The 21,508-nt window shown below is 62.9% G+C and carries 24 protein-coding genes and 2 pseudogenes; 9 read left to right on the top strand and 17 right to left on the bottom strand.

All coding sequences use genetic code 11. From position 1 onward, the window contains the following. Window positions 1–5 precede the first annotated feature (5 nt). Window positions 6–1,160, bottom strand: a complete 1,155-nt coding sequence (prpC, locus tag ACXJLU_RS23195) for a bifunctional 2-methylcitrate synthase/citrate synthase (protein ID WP_457335035.1) — start codon at window positions 1,158–1,160, stop codon at window positions 6–8. A 137-nt stretch (window positions 1,161–1,297) separates the two neighbouring features. On the opposite strand from prpC, the gene ACXJLU_RS23190 reads away from it, so the two are divergent. After that, window positions 1,298–2,722: a short-chain fatty acyl-CoA regulator family protein gene (locus ACXJLU_RS23190; RefSeq protein WP_457335033.1), complete on the top strand. Its 1,425-nt coding sequence runs from the start codon at window positions 1,298–1,300 to the stop codon at window positions 2,720–2,722. A 39-nt stretch (window positions 2,723–2,761) separates the two neighbouring features. Here ACXJLU_RS23190 and ACXJLU_RS23185 read toward each other — a convergent pair. Together ACXJLU_RS23185 and ACXJLU_RS23180 are read right to left on the bottom strand one after the other, a co-directional pair. After that, a pseudogene (locus ACXJLU_RS23185) lies at window positions 2,762–2,999 on the bottom strand (AraC family transcriptional regulator); the annotation flags it as partial. Between the two features lie 46 nt (window positions 3,000–3,045). Next, the gene (locus ACXJLU_RS23180) at window positions 3,046–3,987 is read right to left on the bottom strand and encodes a LysR family transcriptional regulator (protein WP_073468710.1); all 942 of its coding nucleotides are present in this window, start codon (window positions 3,985–3,987) and stop codon (window positions 3,046–3,048) included. A 114-nt stretch (window positions 3,988–4,101) separates the two neighbouring features. Here ACXJLU_RS23180 and ACXJLU_RS23175 point away from each other — a divergent pair, with 114 nt between their 5' ends. Together ACXJLU_RS23175 and ACXJLU_RS23170 are read left to right on the top strand one after the other, a co-directional pair. Then, window positions 4,102–4,710 (top strand): FMN-dependent NADH-azoreductase, encoded by a 609-nt coding sequence (locus ACXJLU_RS23175; protein ID WP_073468709.1) that lies wholly within the window; start codon window positions 4,102–4,104, stop codon window positions 4,708–4,710. Window positions 4,711–4,729: 19 nt separating this feature from the next. Next, complete coding sequence (locus ACXJLU_RS23170; protein WP_457335030.1) at window positions 4,730–5,320, top strand: NADPH-dependent F420 reductase; 591 nt, start codon at window positions 4,730–4,732, stop codon at window positions 5,318–5,320. Between the two features lie 42 nt (window positions 5,321–5,362). On the opposite strand, the gene ACXJLU_RS23165 is transcribed toward ACXJLU_RS23170, so the two are convergent. Together ACXJLU_RS23165 and ACXJLU_RS23160 are read right to left on the bottom strand one after the other, a co-directional pair. Next, entirely contained in the window at window positions 5,363–5,995 is a 633-nt protein-coding gene (locus ACXJLU_RS23165; RefSeq protein ID WP_457335028.1) for a class I SAM-dependent methyltransferase, read from the bottom strand. A gap of 94 nt (window positions 5,996–6,089) precedes the next feature. After that, window positions 6,090–6,842 carry an SDR family NAD(P)-dependent oxidoreductase gene (locus tag ACXJLU_RS23160; protein WP_457335056.1) on the bottom strand — a complete coding sequence of 251 codons (753 nt, stop codon included), beginning with the start codon at window positions 6,840–6,842 and terminating at the stop codon, window positions 6,090–6,092. Window positions 6,843–6,998: 156 nt separating this feature from the next. Between ACXJLU_RS23160 and ACXJLU_RS23155 the strand changes: the two genes are divergently transcribed. After that, window positions 6,999–7,589, top strand: coding sequence for a TetR/AcrR family transcriptional regulator (locus ACXJLU_RS23155; RefSeq protein ID WP_457335026.1), 591 nt, complete (start codon window positions 6,999–7,001; stop codon window positions 7,587–7,589). Between the two features lie 198 nt (window positions 7,590–7,787). Here ACXJLU_RS23155 and ACXJLU_RS23150 read toward each other — a convergent pair whose 3' ends face one another. Next, on the bottom strand, window positions 7,788–8,528 hold the full coding sequence (locus ACXJLU_RS23150; protein WP_047507648.1) for an SDR family NAD(P)-dependent oxidoreductase: 741 nt from the start codon (window positions 8,526–8,528) through the stop codon (window positions 7,788–7,790). Between the two features lie 81 nt (window positions 8,529–8,609). On the opposite strand from ACXJLU_RS23150, the gene ACXJLU_RS23145 reads away from it, so the two are divergent. Continuing rightward, entirely contained in the window at window positions 8,610–9,272 is a 663-nt protein-coding gene (locus ACXJLU_RS23145; protein WP_457335024.1) for a TetR/AcrR family transcriptional regulator, read from the top strand. A gap of 14 nt (window positions 9,273–9,286) precedes the next feature. Here the strand turns inward: ACXJLU_RS23145 and ACXJLU_RS23140 are convergent, their stop codons facing one another. Beyond that, complete coding sequence (locus tag ACXJLU_RS23140; protein WP_457335022.1) at window positions 9,287–9,730, bottom strand: helix-turn-helix domain-containing protein; 444 nt, start codon at window positions 9,728–9,730, stop codon at window positions 9,287–9,289. Window positions 9,731–9,827: 97 nt separating this feature from the next. Here ACXJLU_RS23140 and ACXJLU_RS23135 point away from each other — a divergent pair, with 97 nt between their 5' ends. After that, the gene (locus tag ACXJLU_RS23135; protein WP_457335020.1) at window positions 9,828–10,574 is read left to right on the top strand and encodes an alpha/beta fold hydrolase; all 747 of its coding nucleotides are present in this window, start codon (window positions 9,828–9,830) and stop codon (window positions 10,572–10,574) included. A 141-nt stretch (window positions 10,575–10,715) separates the two neighbouring features. Here the strand turns inward: ACXJLU_RS23135 and ACXJLU_RS23130 are convergent, their stop codons facing one another. From ACXJLU_RS23130 to ACXJLU_RS23120, 3 genes are all read right to left on the bottom strand, one after another. Continuing rightward, entirely contained in the window at window positions 10,716–12,089 is a 1,374-nt protein-coding gene (locus ACXJLU_RS23130) for an alginate export family protein (RefSeq protein WP_457335018.1), read from the bottom strand. A gap of 65 nt (window positions 12,090–12,154) precedes the next feature. Beyond that, window positions 12,155–14,110: an amidohydrolase gene (locus tag ACXJLU_RS23125; RefSeq protein WP_457335016.1), complete on the bottom strand. Its 1,956-nt coding sequence runs from the start codon at window positions 14,108–14,110 to the stop codon at window positions 12,155–12,157. A 78-nt stretch (window positions 14,111–14,188) separates the two neighbouring features. After that, window positions 14,189–14,953 (bottom strand): helix-turn-helix domain-containing protein, encoded by a 765-nt coding sequence (locus ACXJLU_RS23120; RefSeq protein WP_457335014.1) that lies wholly within the window; start codon window positions 14,951–14,953, stop codon window positions 14,189–14,191. On the opposite strand from ACXJLU_RS23120, the gene ACXJLU_RS23115 reads away from it, so the two are divergent. Next, complete coding sequence (locus ACXJLU_RS23115) at window positions 14,940–16,079, top strand: LysR family transcriptional regulator (RefSeq protein ID WP_457335012.1); 1,140 nt, start codon at window positions 14,940–14,942, stop codon at window positions 16,077–16,079. The two genes, ACXJLU_RS23120 and ACXJLU_RS23115, sit on opposite strands and share 14 nt — an antisense overlap. A gap of 50 nt (window positions 16,080–16,129) precedes the next feature. On the opposite strand, the gene ACXJLU_RS23110 is transcribed toward ACXJLU_RS23115, so the two are convergent. Further along, on the bottom strand, window positions 16,130–16,486 hold the full coding sequence (locus tag ACXJLU_RS23110) for a hypothetical protein (RefSeq protein ID WP_457335010.1): 357 nt from the start codon (window positions 16,484–16,486) through the stop codon (window positions 16,130–16,132). Between the two features lie 82 nt (window positions 16,487–16,568). Between ACXJLU_RS23110 and ACXJLU_RS23105 the strand changes: the two genes are divergently transcribed. Next, window positions 16,569–17,372 (top strand): pirin family protein, encoded by an 804-nt coding sequence (locus ACXJLU_RS23105; protein WP_457335008.1) that lies wholly within the window; start codon window positions 16,569–16,571, stop codon window positions 17,370–17,372. 236 nt (window positions 17,373–17,608) lie between these two features. On the opposite strand, the gene ACXJLU_RS23100 is transcribed toward ACXJLU_RS23105, so the two are convergent. The 6 genes from ACXJLU_RS23100 to ACXJLU_RS23075 all read right to left on the bottom strand — a co-directional run bounded on the left by ACXJLU_RS23100 (window position 17,609) and on the right by ACXJLU_RS23075 (window position 20,753). Continuing rightward, window positions 17,609–18,145, bottom strand: coding sequence for a hypothetical protein (locus ACXJLU_RS23100; RefSeq protein WP_457335006.1), 537 nt, complete (start codon window positions 18,143–18,145; stop codon window positions 17,609–17,611). 46 nt (window positions 18,146–18,191) lie between these two features. Further along, window positions 18,192–18,539 carry a hypothetical protein gene (locus ACXJLU_RS23095; protein ID WP_457335004.1) on the bottom strand — a complete coding sequence of 116 codons (348 nt, stop codon included), beginning with the start codon at window positions 18,537–18,539 and terminating at the stop codon, window positions 18,192–18,194. Window positions 18,540–18,594: 55 nt separating this feature from the next. After that, window positions 18,595–18,837: a hypothetical protein gene (locus ACXJLU_RS23090; RefSeq protein WP_457335002.1), complete on the bottom strand. Its 243-nt coding sequence runs from the start codon at window positions 18,835–18,837 to the stop codon at window positions 18,595–18,597. Between the two features lie 144 nt (window positions 18,838–18,981). Continuing rightward, on the bottom strand, window positions 18,982–19,371 hold the full coding sequence (locus ACXJLU_RS23085) for a HEAT repeat domain-containing protein (RefSeq protein ID WP_457335000.1): 390 nt from the start codon (window positions 19,369–19,371) through the stop codon (window positions 18,982–18,984). 19 nt (window positions 19,372–19,390) lie between these two features. After that, on the bottom strand, window positions 19,391–19,897 hold the full coding sequence (locus ACXJLU_RS23080) for a hypothetical protein (protein ID WP_457334998.1): 507 nt from the start codon (window positions 19,895–19,897) through the stop codon (window positions 19,391–19,393). Between the two features lie 550 nt (window positions 19,898–20,447). Continuing rightward, window positions 20,448–20,753, bottom strand: a complete 306-nt coding sequence (locus ACXJLU_RS23075) for a hypothetical protein (RefSeq protein WP_457334996.1) — start codon at window positions 20,751–20,753, stop codon at window positions 20,448–20,450. Between the two features lie 563 nt (window positions 20,754–21,316). Between ACXJLU_RS23075 and ACXJLU_RS23070 the strand changes: the two are divergent. After that, window positions 21,317–21,508, top strand: a pseudogene (locus ACXJLU_RS23070) (hypothetical protein); the annotation flags it as partial.

Genomic DNA, 21,508 nt, shown 5'->3' with positions numbered 1-21,508 from the left:
TCGCTTCAGCCGCGCTCGGCGATCGGCACGAACGCCCGGTCTTCCGGCCCGGTGTAGTTCGCGCTCGGGCGGATGATCTTGTTGTCGATGCGCTGCTCGATCACGTGCGCCGCCCAGCCGCTGGTGCGCGAGATGACGAACAGCGGGGTGAACATCGCCGTCGGCACGCCCATCAGGTGGTAACTCACGGCACTGAACCAGTCGAGGTTGGGGAACATCTTCTTCGCGTCCCACATCACCTGTTCCAGCCGGTCGGCGATGTCGAACATCCTCGTGGTGCCGGCCTCTTGCGAAAGCTGCCGGGCCACGCGCTTGATGACCACGTTGCGCGGGTCGCTGACAGTGTAGACCGGGTGACCGAAGCCGATGACCACCTCGCGGGCCTCGACACGCCGGCGGATGTCGGCCTCGGCCTCGTCGGGCGTGTCGTAGCGCTTCTGGATCTCGAACGCGACCTCGTTGGCGCCGCCGTGCTTCGGGCCGCGCAGCGCGCCGATCGCGCCGGCCACCGCCGAGTACAAGTCGCTGCCGGTGCCGGCGATCACGCGCGCGGTGAAGGTCGACGCATTGAACTCGTGCTCGGCGTAGAGGTTCAGCGAGGTGTGCATAGCGCGCACCCACGCGGCCGGCGGGCGCTCGCCGTGCAGCAGGTGCAGGAAGTGGCCGCCGATGGAGTCGTCGTCGGTCTCCACGTCGATGCGCTTGCCCTGCGTCGACCAGTGGTACCAGTACAGCAGCATCGAGCCGAGCGAGGCCAGCAGGCGGTCGGCGATGTCGCGCGCGCCGGGCAGGCCGTGGTCGTCCTTCTCGGGCAAGGCGCAGCCGAGCGCCGAGACGCCGGTGCGCATCACGTCCATCGGGTGGGCCGCGGCGGGCACGGTCTCGAGCGCGGCCTTCACGGCGGCCGGCAGCCCGCGCATCGCCTTCAGCCGGGCCTTGTAGGCGCGCAGCTCGGCGGCACCGGGCAGCTTGCCGTGCACCAGCAGATGCGCGACCTCCTCGAACTCGCAGACCTCGGCGAGATCGAGGATGTCGTAGCCGCGGTAGTGCAGATCGTTGCCGCTGCGGCCTACGGAGCACAGCGCGGTGTTGCCGGCGGTGACGCCGGACAGCGCGACCGACTTCTTCGGCTTGAAGGTGGCGGACGGGGTGTCGCTCATGGGATTCTCTCGATGCTCCAGCGGAGTTGCAATCTTCGCAATGCGCTAAGCTGAGGGCAACACTGATGTTGTGGACATCTGCAAACCCGGTTCTGCAATTCTGCAATGTTTGCAAATCACATCTGCCGGAAGATCCCATGCGCAAGACTTTCCTCGGGGTGCGCCTGCGCACGCTGCGTGAGCAACGCGGCCTGACGCAGGCGGCCCTGGCCGAAGCGTTGGCGCTGTCGGCCAGCTACGTCAACCAGCTGGAGAACAACCAGCGGCCGCTCTCGGTCCCGGTGCTGCTGAAGCTGCAAGCGGCATTGGGCATCGACCTGCAGTTCTTCTCCGAGAACGAAGAGGCGCGGCTGATGGCGCAGTTGCACGACGTGGTCGCCGATGCCGGCCCGGGTGCCGAGATCCCGCAGGCGGAGGTGCAGGCGCTCGCGCAGCAGATGCCGGCGCTGGCGCGCCGCATGATCCAGCTGCACAAGGTGGCGCGCGACGCGCAGGAACGGTTGGAAGCGATGGCGGCCGGCCTGGGCGAGCGCGACCTGCGGCCGGGCGTCGGCCCGACCCAGGCGCACGAGGAAGTGCGCGACTTCTTCTATGCGCGCCACAACCACATCGCCGAGCTGGATGCGCTGGCCGAGGCGGCGCATCGCGCGCTGCAGGCGCCGTCGATGCTGGCGCGCGATCTGGCGGCGCGGCTCGAGGATCACCTGCTGGCGCGGCACCGCGTGACGACGCAGACCGCATCGGCCGATGCGTTGCCCGGGCTGCGCCGGTACGACCCCGCGTCACGGCTGCTGAGCCTGCATGCCGACCTCGAACCGGGCCAGCGCGCCTTTCAACTGGCGACCCAGCTGGCCTTCCTGGAAGCCGATGCGGTGCTCGCTGCGCTGGTCGCCAGCGACGAGTTCCGCAGCGACGAATCGCGTGCCCTCGCGCGCATCGGCCTGGCCAGCTACTTCGCCGGCGCGCTGGTGCTGCCGTACGCGCCGTTCCTCGCCGCCGCGGAAGCGCTGCACTACGACATCGACCTGCTGGCGCGCCGCTTCGGCGTGAGCTTCGAGACGGTGTGCCACCGGCTCTCGACGCTGCAGCGTCCGGACGCGCGCGGCGTGCCGTTCTTCTTCGTGCGCGTGGACCGGGCCGGCAACATCTCGAAGCGCCAGTCGGCGACCGACTTTCATTTCTCGCGCACCGGCGGCACCTGCCCGCTGTGGAACGTCTACGAGGCCTTCTCGCAACCCGGCAAGGTGCTGACCCAGCTGGCCTCGATGCCGGACGGCCGGACCTACCTGTGGATCGCCCGCTGCATCCGCCACGACAGCGGCGGCTTCGGCACGCCGCCGCGCGAGTTCGCCGTCGCGCTCGGCTGCGACCGCCGCCATGCCGCGCGGCTGGTGTATGCGCGTGGGCTGGCGCTCGACGATCCGGGCGCCGTGACGCCGATCGGCCCCGGCTGCAAGGTGTGCGAGCGCAAGGGCTGCGCCCAGCGCGCCTTCCCGGCGCTGGGGCGGCGGTTGAGCATCAACGAGAACCAGCGGCCGCTCGAGCCGTATGCGAATGCGTGAGGGAGAAAACGAGGCCGGGCGCGTCGCGTCTCGCGCTGCTCAGGGGGTCTGCGCAAATCTGCCCGGTGGTTGGCCGACGTGGCGGCTGAACGCCGTGCTGACGGCGAGAGAGCAACGCCTGCTCCGCCAACTGCTCCACCGTCCATGGCCTGGACGGGCTCTCATGCATCTGCCGGATGGAGCGCGCCAATCGCGCATCGGCCAGGCCTCGCAGCAAACCGGGTGACGCCGTCGCCCCAGTCGTGGACCGAAGCGCCTCGATCAGCAGTACTTCGACGGCCAGCTGCTTCCGCTCCCACACCAGGAGCCTGAGGCAGTGAGGGCTAGGAAGAGGGCCCTCGCCCGCGCTTTCGCGGAGAGTTTGCCTGCTGCTCCCAAGAGGCCTTCAAGTGGTCGATGAACCATCTGCCGGCGGGCCCGGGCGGTTCGGACGGCCGGTGGTATGCAGACATCGTCAACGCAAAGCCTGTCTGCGGGATGTCGTGCAAATCCAGGACGACCAAGGTGCCGGCGGCAATGTCCTCCTCGACCATGTGCAAGGGCATCCCGCCCCACCCCACGCAGTCCTTGATGAATGCGTGCTTCGTCGACAGGTCGGCCAGACGCCAGGTCGACGGCGACACGACGCCGTAGTCGCGTCCGGCCATGAGGTCGGATCTGTCGGTGAGCACGAGCTGCACATACTTCGCCGCCGCGCGTCTTGTTATCCGAGATCCAAGACTCGCGAGGGGGTGGCTGGCTGCGGCAACGAAAACCAAGGGCACTTCGCCCAGCCGCTCGCTGACCAGCGACGGGAACGTCAACGGCAACGTAGCCAGGATGCCCATCGTGCATCGACCATCCAGCACGGGCTGATAGGCCGCCCCCAGGCCTTCAACAAAAAGTCGAAGCGGCGTCAGCGGAAACTGGATCGCGAAGGCCTTGGCGGCAGCACTGACAACAGCGGTGGGGAAGAACACATCGACCACCACCGAAAGCTCGCTCTCGAGACCCGATGCCATCAACCTGGCGCGGGCCTTGAGAGTGTCCACCCCGGACACGATGTTGCGCGCGTCCGCAAGCAAAAGCACCCCCTCCGGCGTGAGCTTCGGGAATCGACCGGAGCGGTCAAAGAGCACAACCCCGATCTGGTCCTCGAGACTGCCAATCCAACCGCTTACTGCCGACTGAACGCGGTTGAGCTTGCGAGCCGCAGCCGAGAAGCTTCCCTCGTCCACCGCCGCGATGAAAGTTCGGAGCTGATCCAGGGAGACACCATCAAGCATTGGGGGAGGCCATCTCTAAAACAGATCGTTCGCATCTCAATATACCGGCTTCGCGGCGGCCGGGCCCATCGGCATATTTGCGTTGTGCACCTTCACATCCATCGAGGTTTCATCATGCAACTTCTCCATCTCGACTCCAGCGCACTCGGCGCCGCATCGGTGAGCCGCCGGCTCTCGGCCGAAATCGTCGCGCGCCAGCGCGCTCTCCACCCGGACATTCGCGTCACCTACCGGGACCTGGCGGCCGATCCGGCCCTGCACCTGATGGGCGCCCACATGGCCATTCGTGCCGGCGCATCCAATGCGGATGCAACCATCGCCGCTGATCTTGTCAAAGGCAACGCCTACCTGGACGATCTCCTCGCAGCAGATATCGTGGTCATCGGCGCGCCCATGTACAACTTCTCGATTCCGACGCCACTCAAGTCCTGGGTCGATCGCATCGCCGTGGCGGGCAAGACGTTTCGATACACCGCGACCGGCCCCGTGGGCCTGCTGAAGGGCAAGAAAGCTTTCATCGCGTCGGCGCGAGGCAGTGTGTATCCGGTGGGAACCCCAGCGGCGGCGAACGAGCATCAGGAGAGCTACCTCATCGGCTTGCTGTCATTCCTCGGCCTGACGGACGTGATGGTCGTGCGCGCAGAGGGCCTTGCGTTCGGCCCGGAAGCCAAGGAAGCAGCCGTCGCGAGCGCGCTGGAGGACATCGCGGCCATCACGGCCTGAGTCGACGAGAAGTTCCACCATGACTTGCGCCATCATCGGCTCCGGACACGTCGGAGCCGCTCTCGCGCGCCAGTTCGCGCGCAACAGGATTGCCGTGATGATTTCCAACACGCGCGGCCCCGACTCCCTCAATGAGCTTGTGAACGAGTTGGGTCCTTCGGTGACTGCTGCCAGCCTCCAGGACGCCCTCGAGGCCGACATCATCCTTCTCGCCGTGCACTTCGCAGCACATGCGGAGATCGCGAAGGCCAGGAAGGACTGGAAGGGCAAGACGGTCATCGATGTCACGAATTTCCGCGAAACGGACCTCACGCCGCTGGGTGGGTTGCAATCCAGTGATTTCGTGGCCAAGGGTCTTCCCGGCGCGAAAGTTGTCAAGACTTTCAATCAGCTCCCGGCAGCTCTCCTCGCGAGCAATCCGGCCGAGGGCGGCGGACGACGCGTGATGTTTGTGGCCGGCAACCACGACGAGGCGAACACAGAGGTTGCCTCTTTGGTCGCGTCGCTCGGGTTCGCTCCCATCATCCTCGGCAAGATTGCCGAAGGCGGAAGCCTGCTGCGGTTCCGCGGTCCGCTCGTCCTGCAGAACCTGATCGAGCTCGGCACCTGAGCGCGCGCTATCGTTCACTTCCCCGCAGGGAACGGCGACCTGTCAGCGCTTCACGAACCGATAGGCGAAGCGATCCGTCTCGCCCTTGATCGAAGGATCGAACACCTTGACCGAGTGCGGATCGTCACTTCTGGCGAGCATGGAGCTTTGCGCGTCCAGTACGAAGCCGGCCGCCTCCACCTCCTCGCGAACGGCCGCAGGTTCGATCCGATGCAGCGACTGCGCGTCGCTCGTGCCCAGCCCGGCGGTGGCGGCATGGTCCACGATGACGTAGTACCCGCCGGGCTTCAGCCGCTCGCAGACAGCTCGATTGAAGTGGGCCGCCGTCGCACCCTTGGCCTGCATCAGCGCGGTGTGGAGATCGTGATAGAACAGATGCATCCAAAGAACATCCGCTTGTTGCGTGACATCCGGCATCGCCACGAGGTCCGCCGAAACGGCTTCCACGTTCTCTCGGCCCGGCTCCGTCGCAAGCGTTCGCATCCGGCCGACCGGATCGTTCTTGAAGTGGGCGACTTCGGCCGGCACAAAGCTGAAGACCCGTCCTGCGGGTCCCACGATGTCGGAGAAGAGGCGGGTCCAATCGCCATCGCCCGGGTAAACGTCGATGACGGTGGAGCCCGCATCGACTCGCGCGAACTGGATCAACTCGGACAGCTTGGCTTGGTCGTACATCGGAATCTCCTTTGCGGTTGGCATTCGACGAGCGCGCGGCGTGCGTGCGAGGGGGCGGTCCACGGCGGGTCCACCGTTGATCTGCACTCTCGTGCTAGACCTGCGCCATGCCTCCATCGACGGCGAGATCCACACCGGTGATGTAAGAACTCTCATCAGAGGCGAGGAACGCAACTGCAGCCGCGATTTCCTCCGGGAAGCCTCTGCGACCCATCGGGATCTGCGTGGTGAACTGTGCGACCGCCTGCTCGGCCTGCTCAGCGGTCAGGCCCGTCGTCGTCGCCAAGGCCGGAGTATCGATGGCTCCGGGGCTCACACAATTCACGCGGATGCGGCGGTCCTTCAATTCCAAAGTCCAACCGCGCGAGAAGTTGCGCACGGCCGCCTTGCTCGCGGCGTAAGCAGTGAATCCTGGAAGCCCGAGCACGTTGGAGACCGACGAGTTCAGGATGATCGAACCGCCGTCCTTGAAGAGGGGAAGGGCCTTCTGCACCGTAAAGAACAGCCCCTTCACGTTCACGTCGAAGGTCTGGTCGAAATGCGCCTCGGTCGCTACCGCGAGCGGCGCGATTGTCCCCGCGCCCGCGTTCGCGAAGAGGACGTCGATGTGACCGTGTTTCTCTTTCACGACGGCATAGAGCCGGTCCAGATCTTCCAGGCGCGACACGTCGCCCACGACCGTCGTCACGTTTCTCTTGATGAAGGCGGCAGCCTCCATCAGCTCCTTCTCTCGTCGCCCAGTGATCACAACGTGCGCACCTTCTTCCACGAAGCGCTTGGCTGTAGCCAAGCCAATCCCGCTGCTCCCGCCCGTGACGACTGCAACCTTGCCTTCTAGTTTCTTCACAATCTTCAACCTTTCGTTTGTGGTGTGACGCAGCGCCGCTGTTCCGATTTGTACAAAGGCGCTGTACCATTTGGATCACCGATCCAGATCAAAATTCACAACATCCGAACCAGTGATCCAAATATACGGATCGGTGATCCGTTTGTCAAGGAACCTATGCGAGCCGACGCCCAGAAGAATCGAACCCATCTCCTTGCGGTCGCGCGAGAGGTCGTCGCCGAGCACGGTGTCAACGCGTCCATGCGCGATATAGCGCGCCGGGCCGAGGTCGGATTGGCCACGCTGCTTCGTCATTTCCCGACGCGGGAAGCCTTGTTCGAAGCGCTGTTGTGCACACACCTGGACGCATTGGTACAGACGGCAGGCGGACTCGAGAAGTCGGATGCGCCCGGTGAGGCGCTCGTTTCATGGTTCCGCGAATGGATGGCGTTCGCGCAGAGCTATCGAGGCGTTGTCGCCATGATGGCGGCCGCCCACGCGAACCCGGAGTCCGCTCTCTATGCCGCGTGTGCAGCGGTGCACTCAGCGAGCGCGCGCCTGCTGCTTCGCGCACAGGCCGGCGGGCAGGCGCGCACCGACATGAACGGGGACGACTTGTTCGGCCTGATGTCGGCGCTCGGTTGGCTTGTCGACCTGCCGGCGTTCGCGCCGCGGGCCGATCATCTATCCCACATCGTCGCCAGCGCCATCCTGCCGAATCTGCCGAGTCACGGTGTCGCGAAGCGACCTGCCAAGCCCGGGCGGTGAGGCTTCGCTATACCGGCCCCGACGCGTCCATCCGCGCGGCCCACGGCCATGGCCTGTGTGTCGATGTACTCGCGGATCGTCGCCAGCCTGCCGTCCTGGATCGTGATGCCGAAGGCCCAGTGGTCCTCGAATGGCTTGTTCGTGGCGGTCAACGCCAGGCACAGGCTTTCTCCATCGAGAGGCTTGGATGCCGTCGACTCAGGCGAGCAAGCCGCCATCGACGTTGATGATGGTTCCCGTCAGATGTCGCGCCGCAGGACTCGCCAGGAAGCTCACGGCGGCGGCGATATCCGCCGGTTCGGCGTAGCGACCCAGCGGCGTCAGGCTGCGCTGCCAGTCGGAGCTCTCCCCGTTGGACGGGTTCATGTCCGTATTGGTGGAGCCTGGCTGGACGAGGTTGGCGGTGATGTCCTTCGGCCCAAGTTCCTGCGCAAGGCCGCGCGTGAAGGATTGCAGCGCCGACTTGGTCATGTAGTAAATCGTTCCCGGGGCTCCGACGATGCGCTCCGCACCGGCTGAACCGATGGTGATGACGCGACCGCCCGCGCCCAGGTGCGGGATGGCAGCCTGGGTCGTCAGCACCGGGCCGCGCACGTTGACCGCAAGCAGCGCATCAATATCGCTCACGCTGAAGTCGGCGATGGTGTTGTAGAGCGCGATTCCGGCGTTGTTGACCAGGATGTCCAGGCCTCCCAACGCGGCCACGGCTTCCTCCACCGACCGCTTGATGGCGGTCGGATCCGCGCTGTCAGCCTGAATCGCCGCGCCACGCTGGCCCAGCTTTTCGATGGAAGACACCACGGCGTTTGCCCTATCGGCCGAGTTCTGAAATGTCAGGGCAACGTCGGCGCCGTTCTCAGCCAACGCCACCGCAATGGCGGCTCCGATGCCTCGAGATCCCCCTGTGACCAGGGCGCGTTTTCCAGCGAGGGTTTTCACAGAATCATCCTTTGTGCAGTGATCGATGCACAAATGGTAGGATTGCGACATCGGCTGGTCAAGCTATTTATGCAGTGATCGATGCAAAAAAAGATCGCCCCTTCAAAGTCCGCCGCCCGCGTACCTCCTGCTCGTGGCCGACCGCGCGAGTTCGACCGCGAGGCAGCATTGACGAGGGCCATGCGGCTCTTCTGGATCAAGGGTTACGAGGCCACGTCGATTGCCGATCTGACCACGGCTTTAGGTATCGGTTCGACCAGCCTCTATGCCGCGTTCGGCTCGAAGGACGCGCTGTACGCTGAGGCGCTGCGCCTGTACTCCGTGACTTATGAGGACCTGGTTCTGGGGCGCTTCCGCCAGGCGCCTACGGCCCGCGAAGCCGCGTTCGCCTACCTGTGGGACTCGGCCGCGGCGATGACAGGCTCCGATTGCGATCTGCCACATGGCTGCTTGGTCACGCTCGGCACTGTTGGAAGCGATGGCCATACCGAACTCGCGGATCTGATGAGGACCACGCGAGGCAGCGCCTTCGATGTGCTCGTGCTGCGCATCGCAAAGGCGGTCGTTGAAGGCGAGTTGCCGAAGACTCTCGATGTCCACAAGCTCGCGAGGTTCCTGCAAACAGTCCAGAGCGGCATGGCCATTCGGGCACGCGATGGCGCCGCGAGAGAGGAACTGCAGGCGGTTGCCGAGATTGCGATGGGCGGATGGGACGGGATGGTGCAGCGCTCAGCCCAGGGCTAAGCGCGAAGCCAGCTTCACCTGCGCCCGACCATGAACAACCTCCTGGAACACGACACCTGGAAGCCTGCGTGACGCCGGAAGTTCGAGAGCTCGGGAGGCGCTCCGATCGCGCCGCCGCGCAGCCAACTGATCTTCGCGTCGACAAACTTCTGCATGGCTGAAAGTTCCTCGGCTCGCTCGTTGAGTTTTTCTTGCTGAGCGAGCATGGCCTGAAGCATCCGATCCCTTCCGCCGGCACGGCGCTCGCTCACCAGCAACTTGATCTCTGAGAGCGACATGCCCATGGCCTGTCCAGCACGAATGGCGCCCAGATTTCGGAGGTCTTTTTCCGAGAACTCCATGTAGGGCCTGGCGCCACCGACCGAACCTTGCCTGGGATGCAGCAGACCCGACCGAACGTAGAAGCGGACGGTCGCCACGTTGAGGCCGGCCCTTTCCGAAAACTCTCCGATCCACATCGAATGCTCCACTGGGCTTGACCATGCACCGGACTTCACACCTACAACCGGTGGACCGGCTGCACAGGCGCAGTCTATCCATCGAAAGGACCGAGAAATGACAACGCCGATACCTCTCCTGCTCCTGCCCGGCCTGATGAATGATGGGCGGGTGTGGGAGCCGATTCGACGGTCGATGCCTGCAGGACGAAACTTCATCGTGGCTGCAACGCACATGGCGGACACGATCGAAGCATCGGCGGCGGCTGCAGTTCAGGCCATGCCGCCCGGCATGTTTGGCGTCGCCGGCTTCTCGCTTGGCGGGTATGTGGCACTTGAAGCATGCCGGCAGGCACCGGGACGGATCGCAGGCCTTGCGCTGCTGGACACCGGCGCGCGTGCCGATTCGGTCGAAGCCGTGCAGAACCGCAAACGCATGGTGGCGGCTCTCGCGTCGGGCAGCGCGAGCTTCGCGCAGATCGCCAGCACCTTCGCGCCCAGGCTCTTGCATGAATCGCACGCCGGTGACAGTCAACTGATCGACTTGCTCGCCGACATGGCGCGAACCGTCGGGAGCGAAGGATTCGTTCGACAGCAGACGGCGGCAATGAATCGATCTGATAGCCGCGATGTGCTGAGGACGCTGCGATGTCCCGCATTGGTTCTCTGCGGCCGTGATGACCAGGTCGCGCCGCCGGCGCTCAGTGAAGAGATGGCGGATCTGCTGACAGGGAGCGTCGAGCTTGCTGTGATCGATCGATGCGGGCACATGTCGACACTGGAACAACCAGATGCCGTCGCCGAGGCCTTCGCCCGCTGGACGGGCCGCGTCGATTCGAACATGCTGCTGCCCGGTTCTCGTTGATCCTCTGGATGTACTTGGGAGCTACCCGAATCCAGGATGCGCAGCACGCGCTTGAGGTTGTAGGCGAGCACCGCCAGCGCCGAGGACCTGCGGTTTCGCCTGCGGACTTCACTGGGCTTGCCGCTCTCTTCACCCGGCTACCTAGAACCGGTACTGCAAACTGAGGCTGAGAAAGCTCAGCGCATCGGTGGCACCGGTCTCACGCAGGAACGCGCCGGGTCGCGCGTACGCGACGACCGCGTTTGAAGACCAGCCCGGAGCCAAGGTGCGAGTGGCTGCTATCGATGCGATGGTCGCCACATAGCGGGCGCGACTGTCGCCAGCGGGCCGGATCAACATTCCGTTGGGCGCGTAGACGCCGTCGCGGGTGCTGTAGCGCCAGAAGAAATCGACGCCTGCGGTCAACTGGACCGCAGGTGATGGCTGCAGGGTCAGCGCCGGATGGATGTTGAAGAAGTTGCGCGGCCCCAGCGTCGCTTCGTCGCCGAAGTAGTTTCCGCGCGGGTAGATGGGATTGAGTGTCTCGAGCCGGTTGTCTCCGGGATCCTTGTCGCCGCTGGCAATCGCGACGAGCAGCGCCGCTCGCAGCTTGCCAGGCATGTCGCCGAAGGAGTAGCCGGTATCGGTGGCGAGCGACCAGGCGCGAATGTCGGCATCGCCGAATTTCCCCCCCTGCGCTGCGAATTCCCAATTCCAGTTCCAGGCATCGTGGCTGCCGAACACACGCGTGCCGAGCGACCAGCGGCGCTCGTGCGCCACACCCTGGACATAGCGAGCGGCGGTGTCTTCGAAATGCAGCGCGTAGACGTCCAAGGACGTGACGCCTGCGCTGCGAGTCGCGTAAACGCCACGCAGCGACTGAGTCTGCGAACGGGCATCGTCGAAGCTGCCCAGGCGGTTCAGCCGCGGTTTCGCGGCGAATGCATCGACACGCCAGGGGCCGCTGGTGGAATAGGCGCGGACCGCATCGAAGCTGCGCCGCACGTTCGGTCCCTCGCGCGCGTCGATGGCACGCCCGGATCCGAACTGCATCTCCTGAATGCCGACACGCATTCCAATGCCGTCATCGCCCTGCGTCGCTGACCGCCATTCGACGAACAGATTGCTGGGATCGAGTCGATCCTCATCCACCGGGGACGGGCCTGCGGCGCGGCCGTTGGTGCGCGAGCTGGCCAGTTGGGCGAAACCTCGCCAGTGTTCATCCAGTCGCAGGTCGGCGAAGGCGGAACCTCGCACCATCGCAACGCCCCGGCGATCCTGCGGGTCGAGCCCATAGCGAGGATTGCCGGTGTACTCGTAGCGCAAGCGAAGATCGCCGCCCAAGCTCAGCCGCATATGATCTGCAATGTGATCTGCAATGTGATCTGCAATGTGATCTGCAATCGGTCGGTCTTTCCAGCATGCGCCTGGGTTGCTGCCCTCGGCGCAGGATTGGCGCTGGACGCTGAATTCGTCGTCGAACCGCAAGGGACGGAACTGCGCCAGCGCGGCATCGGCGGCCATCAGAAGGAACATGCCGAGCCACGCCGTGCGCACCCTCGCCTGGCCTGTCAGCCGCCGGTGCCGAGATCCGGCCAACCTCATCGGGCTTGGTAGTAGCCGCCGAAGTGTTTGATGGGCGACCAGGTCGGCAGGATTTCCGGCAATGCCGGCGAGAGCGATTGGTAGTCCTGCGCGCCGTAAACCACCCGACCATCCATGACGGTCAAAACCGAGGCGACGGATTTGATCTGAGACTCCGCAACCGCGAAGTAGTCCCTGTCCAGCAGCACGAAGTCGGCAAGCTGGCCGGGGGCGATCATGCCGATCTCGGACTCGGCATTCATGAACCACGCCGCTTTGCGAGTGAACAGCCCCAGGGCTTCGACGCGTGACAGGCGGTTGTCTTTGGCCAGCACTTCCGATCCGGAGACAGACTTCCCTGACACCATCCAGCTGATACCGATCCACGGATTGAACGAGGACGCCCGGAAGGCATCGGTGGTCATGGCCAGCGGGATACCGCTGTCGACGAGTTGGCGCAGGCGGGGAGTCAACAACGCCTTGTCGCGACCGTAGGTCTTGATGAATCCGTCGGCGTGCATCGCCATCTTGGCGTCCAGAGCGATGCCACCACCCAGCGCTTTCACCCTGGCGATGTTCGCGGGAGTGATGGTCTCGGCGTGTTCGAGGCTCCACCGCAGACCGTCGAGCGGCATCTTCTCGTTCAGCTTCTCGAGCGCATCGAGGAAAGGCGTGATGTTCTCGTTGTAGCTGATGTGCATGCGGAACGGAATGCGCCTTTGAACCAGCTTGGCAACGTCCCGCTCAACCAGTTGCCGCACCTTGTCCGGCTCGATGACGACAGCCGGACGGTCGAAATTCTCGTGATCGTGAACATCCGCCGACAGCAACTCGCCGGCGCCTTGGTAGACGTGACCATGGGCCAGGAACGGATGCAGGTTGTGCCCCGGACTGATCGGCGCCGTCTTCGTGATCGCCGTGATCTGCGCGTCCACCATGTTCACGGAGCCGTCTCCAAACTGAATGTCCACGAAGGGCATGCGGACGTTGAGGCGGTTGTCGCGGGCGAGAACGTTGACGGTGGCCTGAGCCTTGGGGTACTCGCGGAATCCCGTGCCCGCGTCGACGACGGACGTCACCCCGAATCGGTTAAGGCTGTGGGTCGTCTGCACCAGCGAGCTCACCTCTTCATCGAAGGAGAGCTGGGGAACCATGGTCTCGAAGACGATGAACATGAAGGTGTTGCCATAGACCACACCGGTGTACCTGCCCTGCTCGTCTTTCTCCAGCACGGTGTCGGGCATCTTGGGAAACTTGTCGGTGCCGACGCCAAAGGCGTCCATCGCCTGCTGGTTCAAGAAGGCGCGGTTATAGGCGTACTGCACGATGAGCGGACGATCAGGAACGGCTTTGCGAAGCTCGTCCATCGTGGGGAAGCGGTTCTCCTCGAATTGGTAAGGAGACCAACCGCCAATCACCTTCACCCAGTGACCTTTCGGTGTTCGCCTGGCCTGCTCACTCAGCATCGCCAGTGCTTGACGCAAGCTTGGTACACCGTCCCATCTCAAGGTGTAGTTGTATCCACCCTCGTTGAGCACATGGGTGTGCGCGTCGATGATGCCCGGGATGAGACGTCGACCTCGGGAGTCGATGACGCGGGTGTTGGTCTTCTTCAAAGCCAGCACGTCGGCATCGGTGCCGACTGAGTAAATGCGGCCGCCCTTGACGGCCACAGCGGATGCCTCCGGCTGTGCGGCATTCCCGGTGTAGATCTTCGCGTTGTGCACGATCAGGTCTGCGCCTGTCGCTTCTTGCCTGGTTTGTGCATGGGCGCTGGTCAAGCCATTCACCACCATCAATGCGATCAGTACTGTCAACTTCACTTCGATTCCTTTTTCGATTGCGTCAAGAGAACACGACGCTGCCACGACCCGATCAACCAGCCGGATCCCGCAGAGGCGTGCGCTGAATGGGAAAAGATGTTGCCTGCGCGGTTTGGCGCAGTCACTGACCGTTGTTGCTGGCGGCAGCACGATTCGCTCATGAGACCGAGCGTTCAGCACCATCCGCAGAATGCGTTTGCTGTTCGCCTTTGCGAACGACTCGACGCTCTAAGTGAGCCGGTCCGTCCGCCATGCAACGGGGCTGGCGCCAGTCAGCTTGCGGAAGGTCCGACCGAAGTGCACCGCGTCTGCAAAGCCAGTGGCTTCGGCAACGTCCTGCAGGCAGCCATTGGTGTTCAAGAGCAGGTCCTTTGCCCGTTCGACACGCGCCTGCAACTGCCACTGATACGGCGCCATGCCAGTCGACGCCTTGAAGGCGCGGCTGTAGTGCGACTGCGACAGACCCGCCAGTTCCGCGAGCGTGGCGAGTTCCACCCTGGCCGGCATCTTCGCCTCGAGATAGCCCATCGCATCCTTCATCTGGAGGGCTGAGAGCCGACACTGGCTCCCTTTCGTCTCTTTGGGCGGTTCGAAGAGCCTTGCCGCGATCGCTGCAGTCAGCGAGTCACCATAGAGTTGCGCGGTGGGGTCGAAATCACCAATCGCGTCCGTCAGCAACCTCATCAATGTCCACAACCGGTCATCGTTCATGCGCAGACGAGGGACGCCAGCCTGCGCCGGCGATACATGGATTCCGAGACGCTTCTGGAGCACGTTGACGTCGAAGCTGATCGTTCCACACTTCAGATAGCGGGAATCTGCGGCATATCCCCACACCTTCATCTGCGCCGGCGCGAAGTACATGGGCCGAGGCTTGTACGCATGTGGATTCGGGGTATTGGGCGCCGACCTGGGCTCGGCGCGTTCGCGTCCAACCTCTTCGAGCTGCGCGCTGAATCGAGTCAACTGTTCGCGCCTGTTGATCGGCAGCAAGACTCTGCCCGCGCAGGTGTACTCACTCAGATCCACGTTGACGCCGTTCCAGCAACGACTGGAAATGTTCAGCGACCCCAAGTTTTCAGAAAGTTCTATTGCGTTTGACATGCGGATGAATGGCGGAGGAGTCGCCCTGGCTACTCCTGCACGCATCTTCACATCCATCCTCGTGGTACGGTGGGACGACTTTTGCTCAGCTGTGTCGCAGAAACAGGAACACAAAGTGGATATCGAGGAACTGCGGACCTTCGTCGAGGTTGCCGATGCGGGAGGCATCACCGCGGCAGCCGCTCGTCTCGGCGTTGCCAAATCCATTGTCAGCCGGCGGCTGATCAAGCTTGAGGCGGAGTTGGGCGTTCAGTTGCTCGCCCGCACCACGCGAGGTGCGAATCTCACCGAGGCTGGCGCGACGTTTCGTGACTATGCCGACAGAGTGTGCAATGAGATGGATATTGCCCGAGAGACGCTGCTGCCCGCAGGAGAGCTTCGCGGCCGCATGCGCGTTGCCGCGCCGTTGTCCTTTGGACCAACCCACTTCGCACCCGTACTCGCCGAGATGGCGAGTCGGCATCCAAAGCTTCACATCCAGACTTGCTACAGCGATCAGTTCGTCGATCTGATCGCCGGAGGCTATGACTGCGCAATTCGCCTGGGCCATCTTGCGGATTCCAATCTGGTCGCTCGACGTGTTGGCCCCGTGCATGGGAGCTTGGTCGCAAGTCCCACCTACATTGCAACGCACGGTGCACCTCAGACGCTGGACGAACTCATTGACCACGAAGCGCTGATGCAGGGCACGGAGACCTGGCAATTGATGGATGGGAACGAGGTCGTTGCCATTCGGCCGCAGGGCCGCTTCAAGGCAGACAACGGCATTGCCCTGGTCGCGGCGGCGTTGGCAGGCCTGGGCATCGGCTACCTGCCCGTTGCACTCACACGCCCCCATCTGGCTTCGGGCGCGCTGGTGACTGTCATGCCGCAGCATCCATCCAAACCGGCAGGCGCATACGTTGTGCGCCCGCCAGGCCAGCATCCCACGCGGAAGATCGGGGTGTTGACGGAAATGCTGACGGAGTACTTCAGCAAGTCTCCCGACTTCGATCTTGGCAAACCTCAACCGTGAGCGCTCGGCTCTGTCGGCAGCCGGGACGCAGCGCATCCCGGCTTCGTGGGTTACTTCTTCACGAAGGCCAGCAAGTCATTGTTCAGCCGGTCCTTGTGGGTGTCGGTGATCCCCTGCGGGCCGCCCACGTATTCAATCAGTTGTGAACCAGAACGGCTTCTCGCCTCTCGACGACATGCAGTATTCAGCGGCCGCTCCAGCCAGTCACTGATCGATCCTGACATGCCCAGTTCGAAACAACCATGCACCCCGGGCGCATCGCCGCACCCTGCTCGCACTTTCAGACTGCAGGAAGCACGTTCAGACAGTGCCTTGCCGCCCCTGTTTGACGACACTCGCTTTCGCAAAGCGACGCGGGGAAGTCGCATCAGTTTCCCCTGGCACTGAACCATGAACTCAATCAGCAAATATCCAGTCCCTTCTGACGCTGGCGCTCGCCGCGTGACCTTTCGGACACGCGGCCTCACTCACGGTCCCATCACCCGCCTGATGAGCCCATCCGATCTTGGGCATACGCTCAAGCCCTTCGTGTTCCTGGACCTGTTCAACCTGGACCTCCACGATCCACGCGGAGGAATGTCCGTTCATCCCCACTCCGGACTTGCGACGATCACGGTCATTGCCGAGGGGGATTTGCGCTTCGACGATCCAGCCGACGGCGTGGGTCACATCGGGTTCGGCGGCTTTGAATGGATGCGTTCTGGAAACGGTGTGTGGCACGGGAAGGAGCTCTCGGGTGGCGTCGCTCCAAAAGCCAAGGGCTTCCAGCTATGGATCGCTCTGCAGCCCGAGCTTGAGCACTCGACGGTCGACAGCCAGTACGTGGAAGCGCAGCACGTTCCGGCCGCCGGTCCGGCACGCGTGATCCTTGGCAGCTACGACGGGGCTCGCAGCCCCGCCCGCTCGCCTGATGGCATGACCTACCTCCTGCTGCGCCTGGCCGCCGGGACAGCCTGGACATTCACACCGCCCGAAGCCCAGCCAGTCTCCTGGCTCGCCGTCGCAAGCGGCCAGCTTGTTGGAGACACGCCTGCGGACGAAGGCGAAATGGTCATCTTCGAACAATCACAGCAGCCAATCACCCTGCAGGCAAGCCAGAGCAGCGACGCGATCTTCGTCATTGGCTCAGCGGCGCCGCACCCACATGATCTGCACCTGGGAAACTATTCGGTCCATACCTCGGCTGACTCCTTGGCGCGGGGAGAGGCGAACATCGAGCGCCTCCGGCGACTTCTGGTCGCGGCCGGCGATCGTCGTAACGCCAGCGGCTCGATCCCGGTTTTTCGCGGTTAGACGGCGCACGAAGTCGAGAGTCTCGCCACGCTGCGGATGGAGCAGGAAGCAGAGCGCTCGACGGCCACTTCCCCAAAACTCCCCCAGGCGCTTCAACGGACTGGCGGGGTGCGATCCCGCAAGAACCGCGCGCAGATCGAAGGACCGAGTACGACCCGTTGCGGTCTTTGGTGGACGCGAATGCAGTGCTCTGAAGCGGTCGCAGTCGGATTGTGGGCGGCGCCTCGCCGGAGGGGTCAGGCATCGGCTCGAGCACGAAAGAGCCTTTCTTCCGCTCTGGAAGCGGTTCGTGCTTCGAAGACTTCAAGCAAATCAAACTCCAGGACATCAGTTGTCACTGCATGAATGACTGCTTCACCATCCAAGTCCTGCGCAGCCGCTCTTTCTTCGGCCGAGAGTACTTGCCCTTCGTCGACGAGGGTCCCGTGATCACCTGCCACGCACCACCGCCTGATGTTTCTGCCCTTCGAGAACAGCGAGAAGCCAGCGAGATCCGTGGATGACTGGAGGACGACGGCGAGTACATCGGACTCTGGAAAAATCTGGGACAGGACCCCCGACAGAGCGTCATCCCCACGCTCTACGGCTCCGCTTGCGGCTGACTCATATTGTCCGTAGGCGAACAGCAAGAAGCAGCCCTTGTGCCGGATAAAGCCGAAGTCGGCATCATGCCAGTCGGTCACACGTTCAATCTGCGTGAACCCGATGGCTTGCAAGAATTCCTCGTCACTCTCTGCCAGAGTGTTATTGACGAGAAATGCTGATACGTTCATTCCCATATGACTCCTTGTGCAAGATACTGGCCAAGCCACGTTCAGGTCACTGCTGCTCGCAGATGACTTGAAACGCCACTGGGATATTCATGTCGGCCAACTCCTTCATCTCGTTCGGCTCGAGGAGGTGAAAGTAGTCCCGACCATCACCCTTGATGGTCATGCTGAAGGTCAGCCCACAGGTGCAGTTGCGTGGCAGCACGGTGAGGGCGGGTTTAATGCCGCGCAGGAATTCAAAGATTGCATCGAAGACACTTTGGGGGGCGGAATGATCGACGGCGTAGTTCCAATAGTCGTAGCCCCCAAAGGGACCGACCAAAGTAGGCGCCACGCCGAGAGTGGCCGAAACAAGATCGGGGTTTCCTTGAACCCAGAATCGCGCGGAATATTGCATGACGAAGAGGCCTGATGCTCAGCACCGGCGACCGATCGCCGCGTGAGACGATTTGCTATGAATACGAGTGGCAAAGTGAGGCGACAACTTCTCCCCCACGAATCACGCACCAGCCCATCGAGTAGCTGTATCTCGGCCCGTTCATGCCTCTCCATTCCCACTCCCAGATTTCGTCGCCTTCGCCCATGAGGCGGACGAGTTTCCGAAACTCGTGCTTGAGTGGCTTTCCCTTGACCGTCGTGACGTAGGCTTGCGGATCAACGATCCGCTCTGTCAGAGAGTCCTTCAGTTCGGCCAAGAGTTCCTCCTCCGTTCGAATACTGGCGCTGGCTCAGTGATGGTGCCGCGGGCTTGTCCTTGCCCCAAGTCGCCGTAGTTTGCCACGCGGATTGAGCAACCCTGAAGAAGACACTGGCGACCGACAGCAACTGGCCGAACTGGGTCAGCGCGCCTCGAAAGGCAGAGGCCAATGGCTTAACCCTTCCTCACCGTACTCTCGCAGATGAGGATCCGAGTGCTTCGCCAAATCTTCGAGCACGGAACGGGACTCAGAGGTTCCGATTCGGGCCAGTGCGTACGCGCACTTGCGCTGGAACTCGTGTCGATTGCCCCACGCATCCATGTATGGGAAGGGATCTACAACCGCCTTGGCGATGGACGGGACTGCGGCATTGCTACCTAGCAGGCCCAGCTCAAACACGATGTCTTCGTGACGTTCATGTCCGCTTCGGCCGAGAAGCCCGATCAGCAGCGGCGCACGTGCTTCACCTCCTGGAAGTGCATCCAGCGCGGCACAAAGCGCATCAGTATCCTTCGATTCATTCATCGTCATACGTCGCTGTTTCCTCGCACTAGCCTACCCCACAGCAGTCGTTGGCGACCGCCTGCACTGCTTTCTGAACTGCCTGCCGGCGATTCTCGAAGTAGCGCGCGAACTTGGCAAGAAGTTCAATTCGCAGTGCGGACGCAGTGGATCGGTGAAAGTGGAACCGAATACCCTTTTCATTGGAAGCCGACACCAGAAAACCAACGTCTTGAGCTTCGATCACAGGAACGACCACCAGCTCGTCCGGGAGAGGGGCTTGCCGTACATCTCGTTCAATTGAGCGGGTGCAATGCAGAACTTCTGCAAACACAGACTCTTCTATACCACGCATCGCTTCGTAGACGCGATCAATGCTGTCCAAGGTTGACGACATGGAAAAGCACTCATCACCAGGCGTTGAAAACCACATTCCATACTCACCAAGGGCGACCTGTCGACTGCCGTCGCGGAGCATCTCGCTGAGGCCCTTACTCGCGCCTGGCGATACAGCAGGCATCGCGTTCCCTTTCATCCTTCTCAGCCACGAAAACATGCGGACTCCACACTGTATGCCTAGCACTTGGAATATGCGGCCGGGTCTAGCCTCCCGATGGAAGGGCGCCCTGCGCGCCAGCCGGGAGCTTACATGCTGTCTTTCTATCCATCGCTTCGCCACTCTCCAAGGCCGCTAGTCCGTCAAGCTACCCGACTGTGTCCGGCAGCTTGCAAGAGCTGCTCGGACGTGCCGATCTGGCGCCCCACGATTGCACCCACGCCATGACGTTGGGCTCGGGCGCGGTCGGGAGACCGCGCGTAGCCGACAACCGCGGTGCGACCATGTTTGGTTGCCAGCGGCAGGTGTCGAAGCTCGCACCTCTTACGAGGACGACTGAGGTCGTGCGTCTGCCGGGCCGCGACGCTGACGGAATCGTCGTAGCCGCTCTGTTGCCGCCCGAAAACGGACGGCTATGAAGGACCGCAATTGGCTGACTGTTGCCTGTCGGCTGCCTCACCTGGTGGCCTCGAGGCGATCCAAAGAGGAAGTTGGATCAGGCTGCACAAGGCTTCACAAAGCGGCCGTTCAACGTTTGAGACAACCGCCATCACCTGGCCTGCTGGGGCAGGTCCGGCCTGTCTCGACACCAAGCATCCAGCGCGACCTGGCGACTACCCTGTTCCTGCGACTGACCTCTGCGCAGGACATGAAGACCCGGTGCTGCATACCAGATCTCCCCGTGCTTGTCGGCATCTTTGATCTGGACAAAACCAGTCATGCTTGCCGTCGTATACGGCTCAAGCACAGTGTCTCCCCACTGCGCGTACCACTTCGGAAATATTGCCTTGCCGTCCGCATTTGTGATCGTCGACTTCACTCCCATGCAGCGTTGGCTTCCCGAGTGAAAGTTCACGGGGTCTTCCTTCGTTGACCCTCGCCAAACTGCAGTGACTTCTGCGCCTTGGAGCGGGAGAAGCTTCCATTGGCTAGGTGGGGCCTGCGGGTTCTGAACTTCTACGACGACAGCGTAGAACTCCCCCGCGGTTAGTGCGCTTACCCGCAGCCAAACGAAGCCGCCAGCGATCACGGTCGCCATTGCCGCCAGCATGAACACTCGTCGCATAGTTCGCATTGATTTTCATAGACGCCTAGCGCTGCTGAGCGTACCCGAAAGCAGCCGCTCGTGACCGGCAGGAGCTGGCCGTCTGCAGAGATTCGCAGCCGAAGCATTGCATGACGCCGACCGCTGCGAAGCCGTACTTCCTCTCCAGACTGATGGGTGCCGTTCGAATCGGAGGGGCCGGGTGGCTGCAGGCTCCAAGATTGGCATTGCAGGATGTCCGCGGCTCTTGTCGGCGACCTCTCCGAACCGGGCCCTTGGCGACGATTCGCCGGGCCTCCAGGCAAAATCCAGCTCAGGGGCGAGCCTGACGCCAGGCCTGCCGGAAGCCCACCTTGAAGAATGGAGCAGTATCAATGGCACTGACGAAGAAAGGCGAATACTGGTACGGGACGACGTCCGGCGACACCCAAGCCGAGCTGCGCAGCTACAGCGTTGCGAATCGCCATGAAGCCGTCCGGTTTGCTGCGTCCAAATGCGATTGCGGGTGCCGGGCCTTCGCGCTGCGGACCGATGAAGAAGCCGGCGTCGCAATCCGCATCTGCACC

Source organism: Rhizobacter sp. P5_C2 (assembly GCF_054049715.1).
The sequence above is the reverse complement of the archived record's forward strand: the minus strand, read 5'-3'. Positions and strand labels throughout refer to the sequence as shown.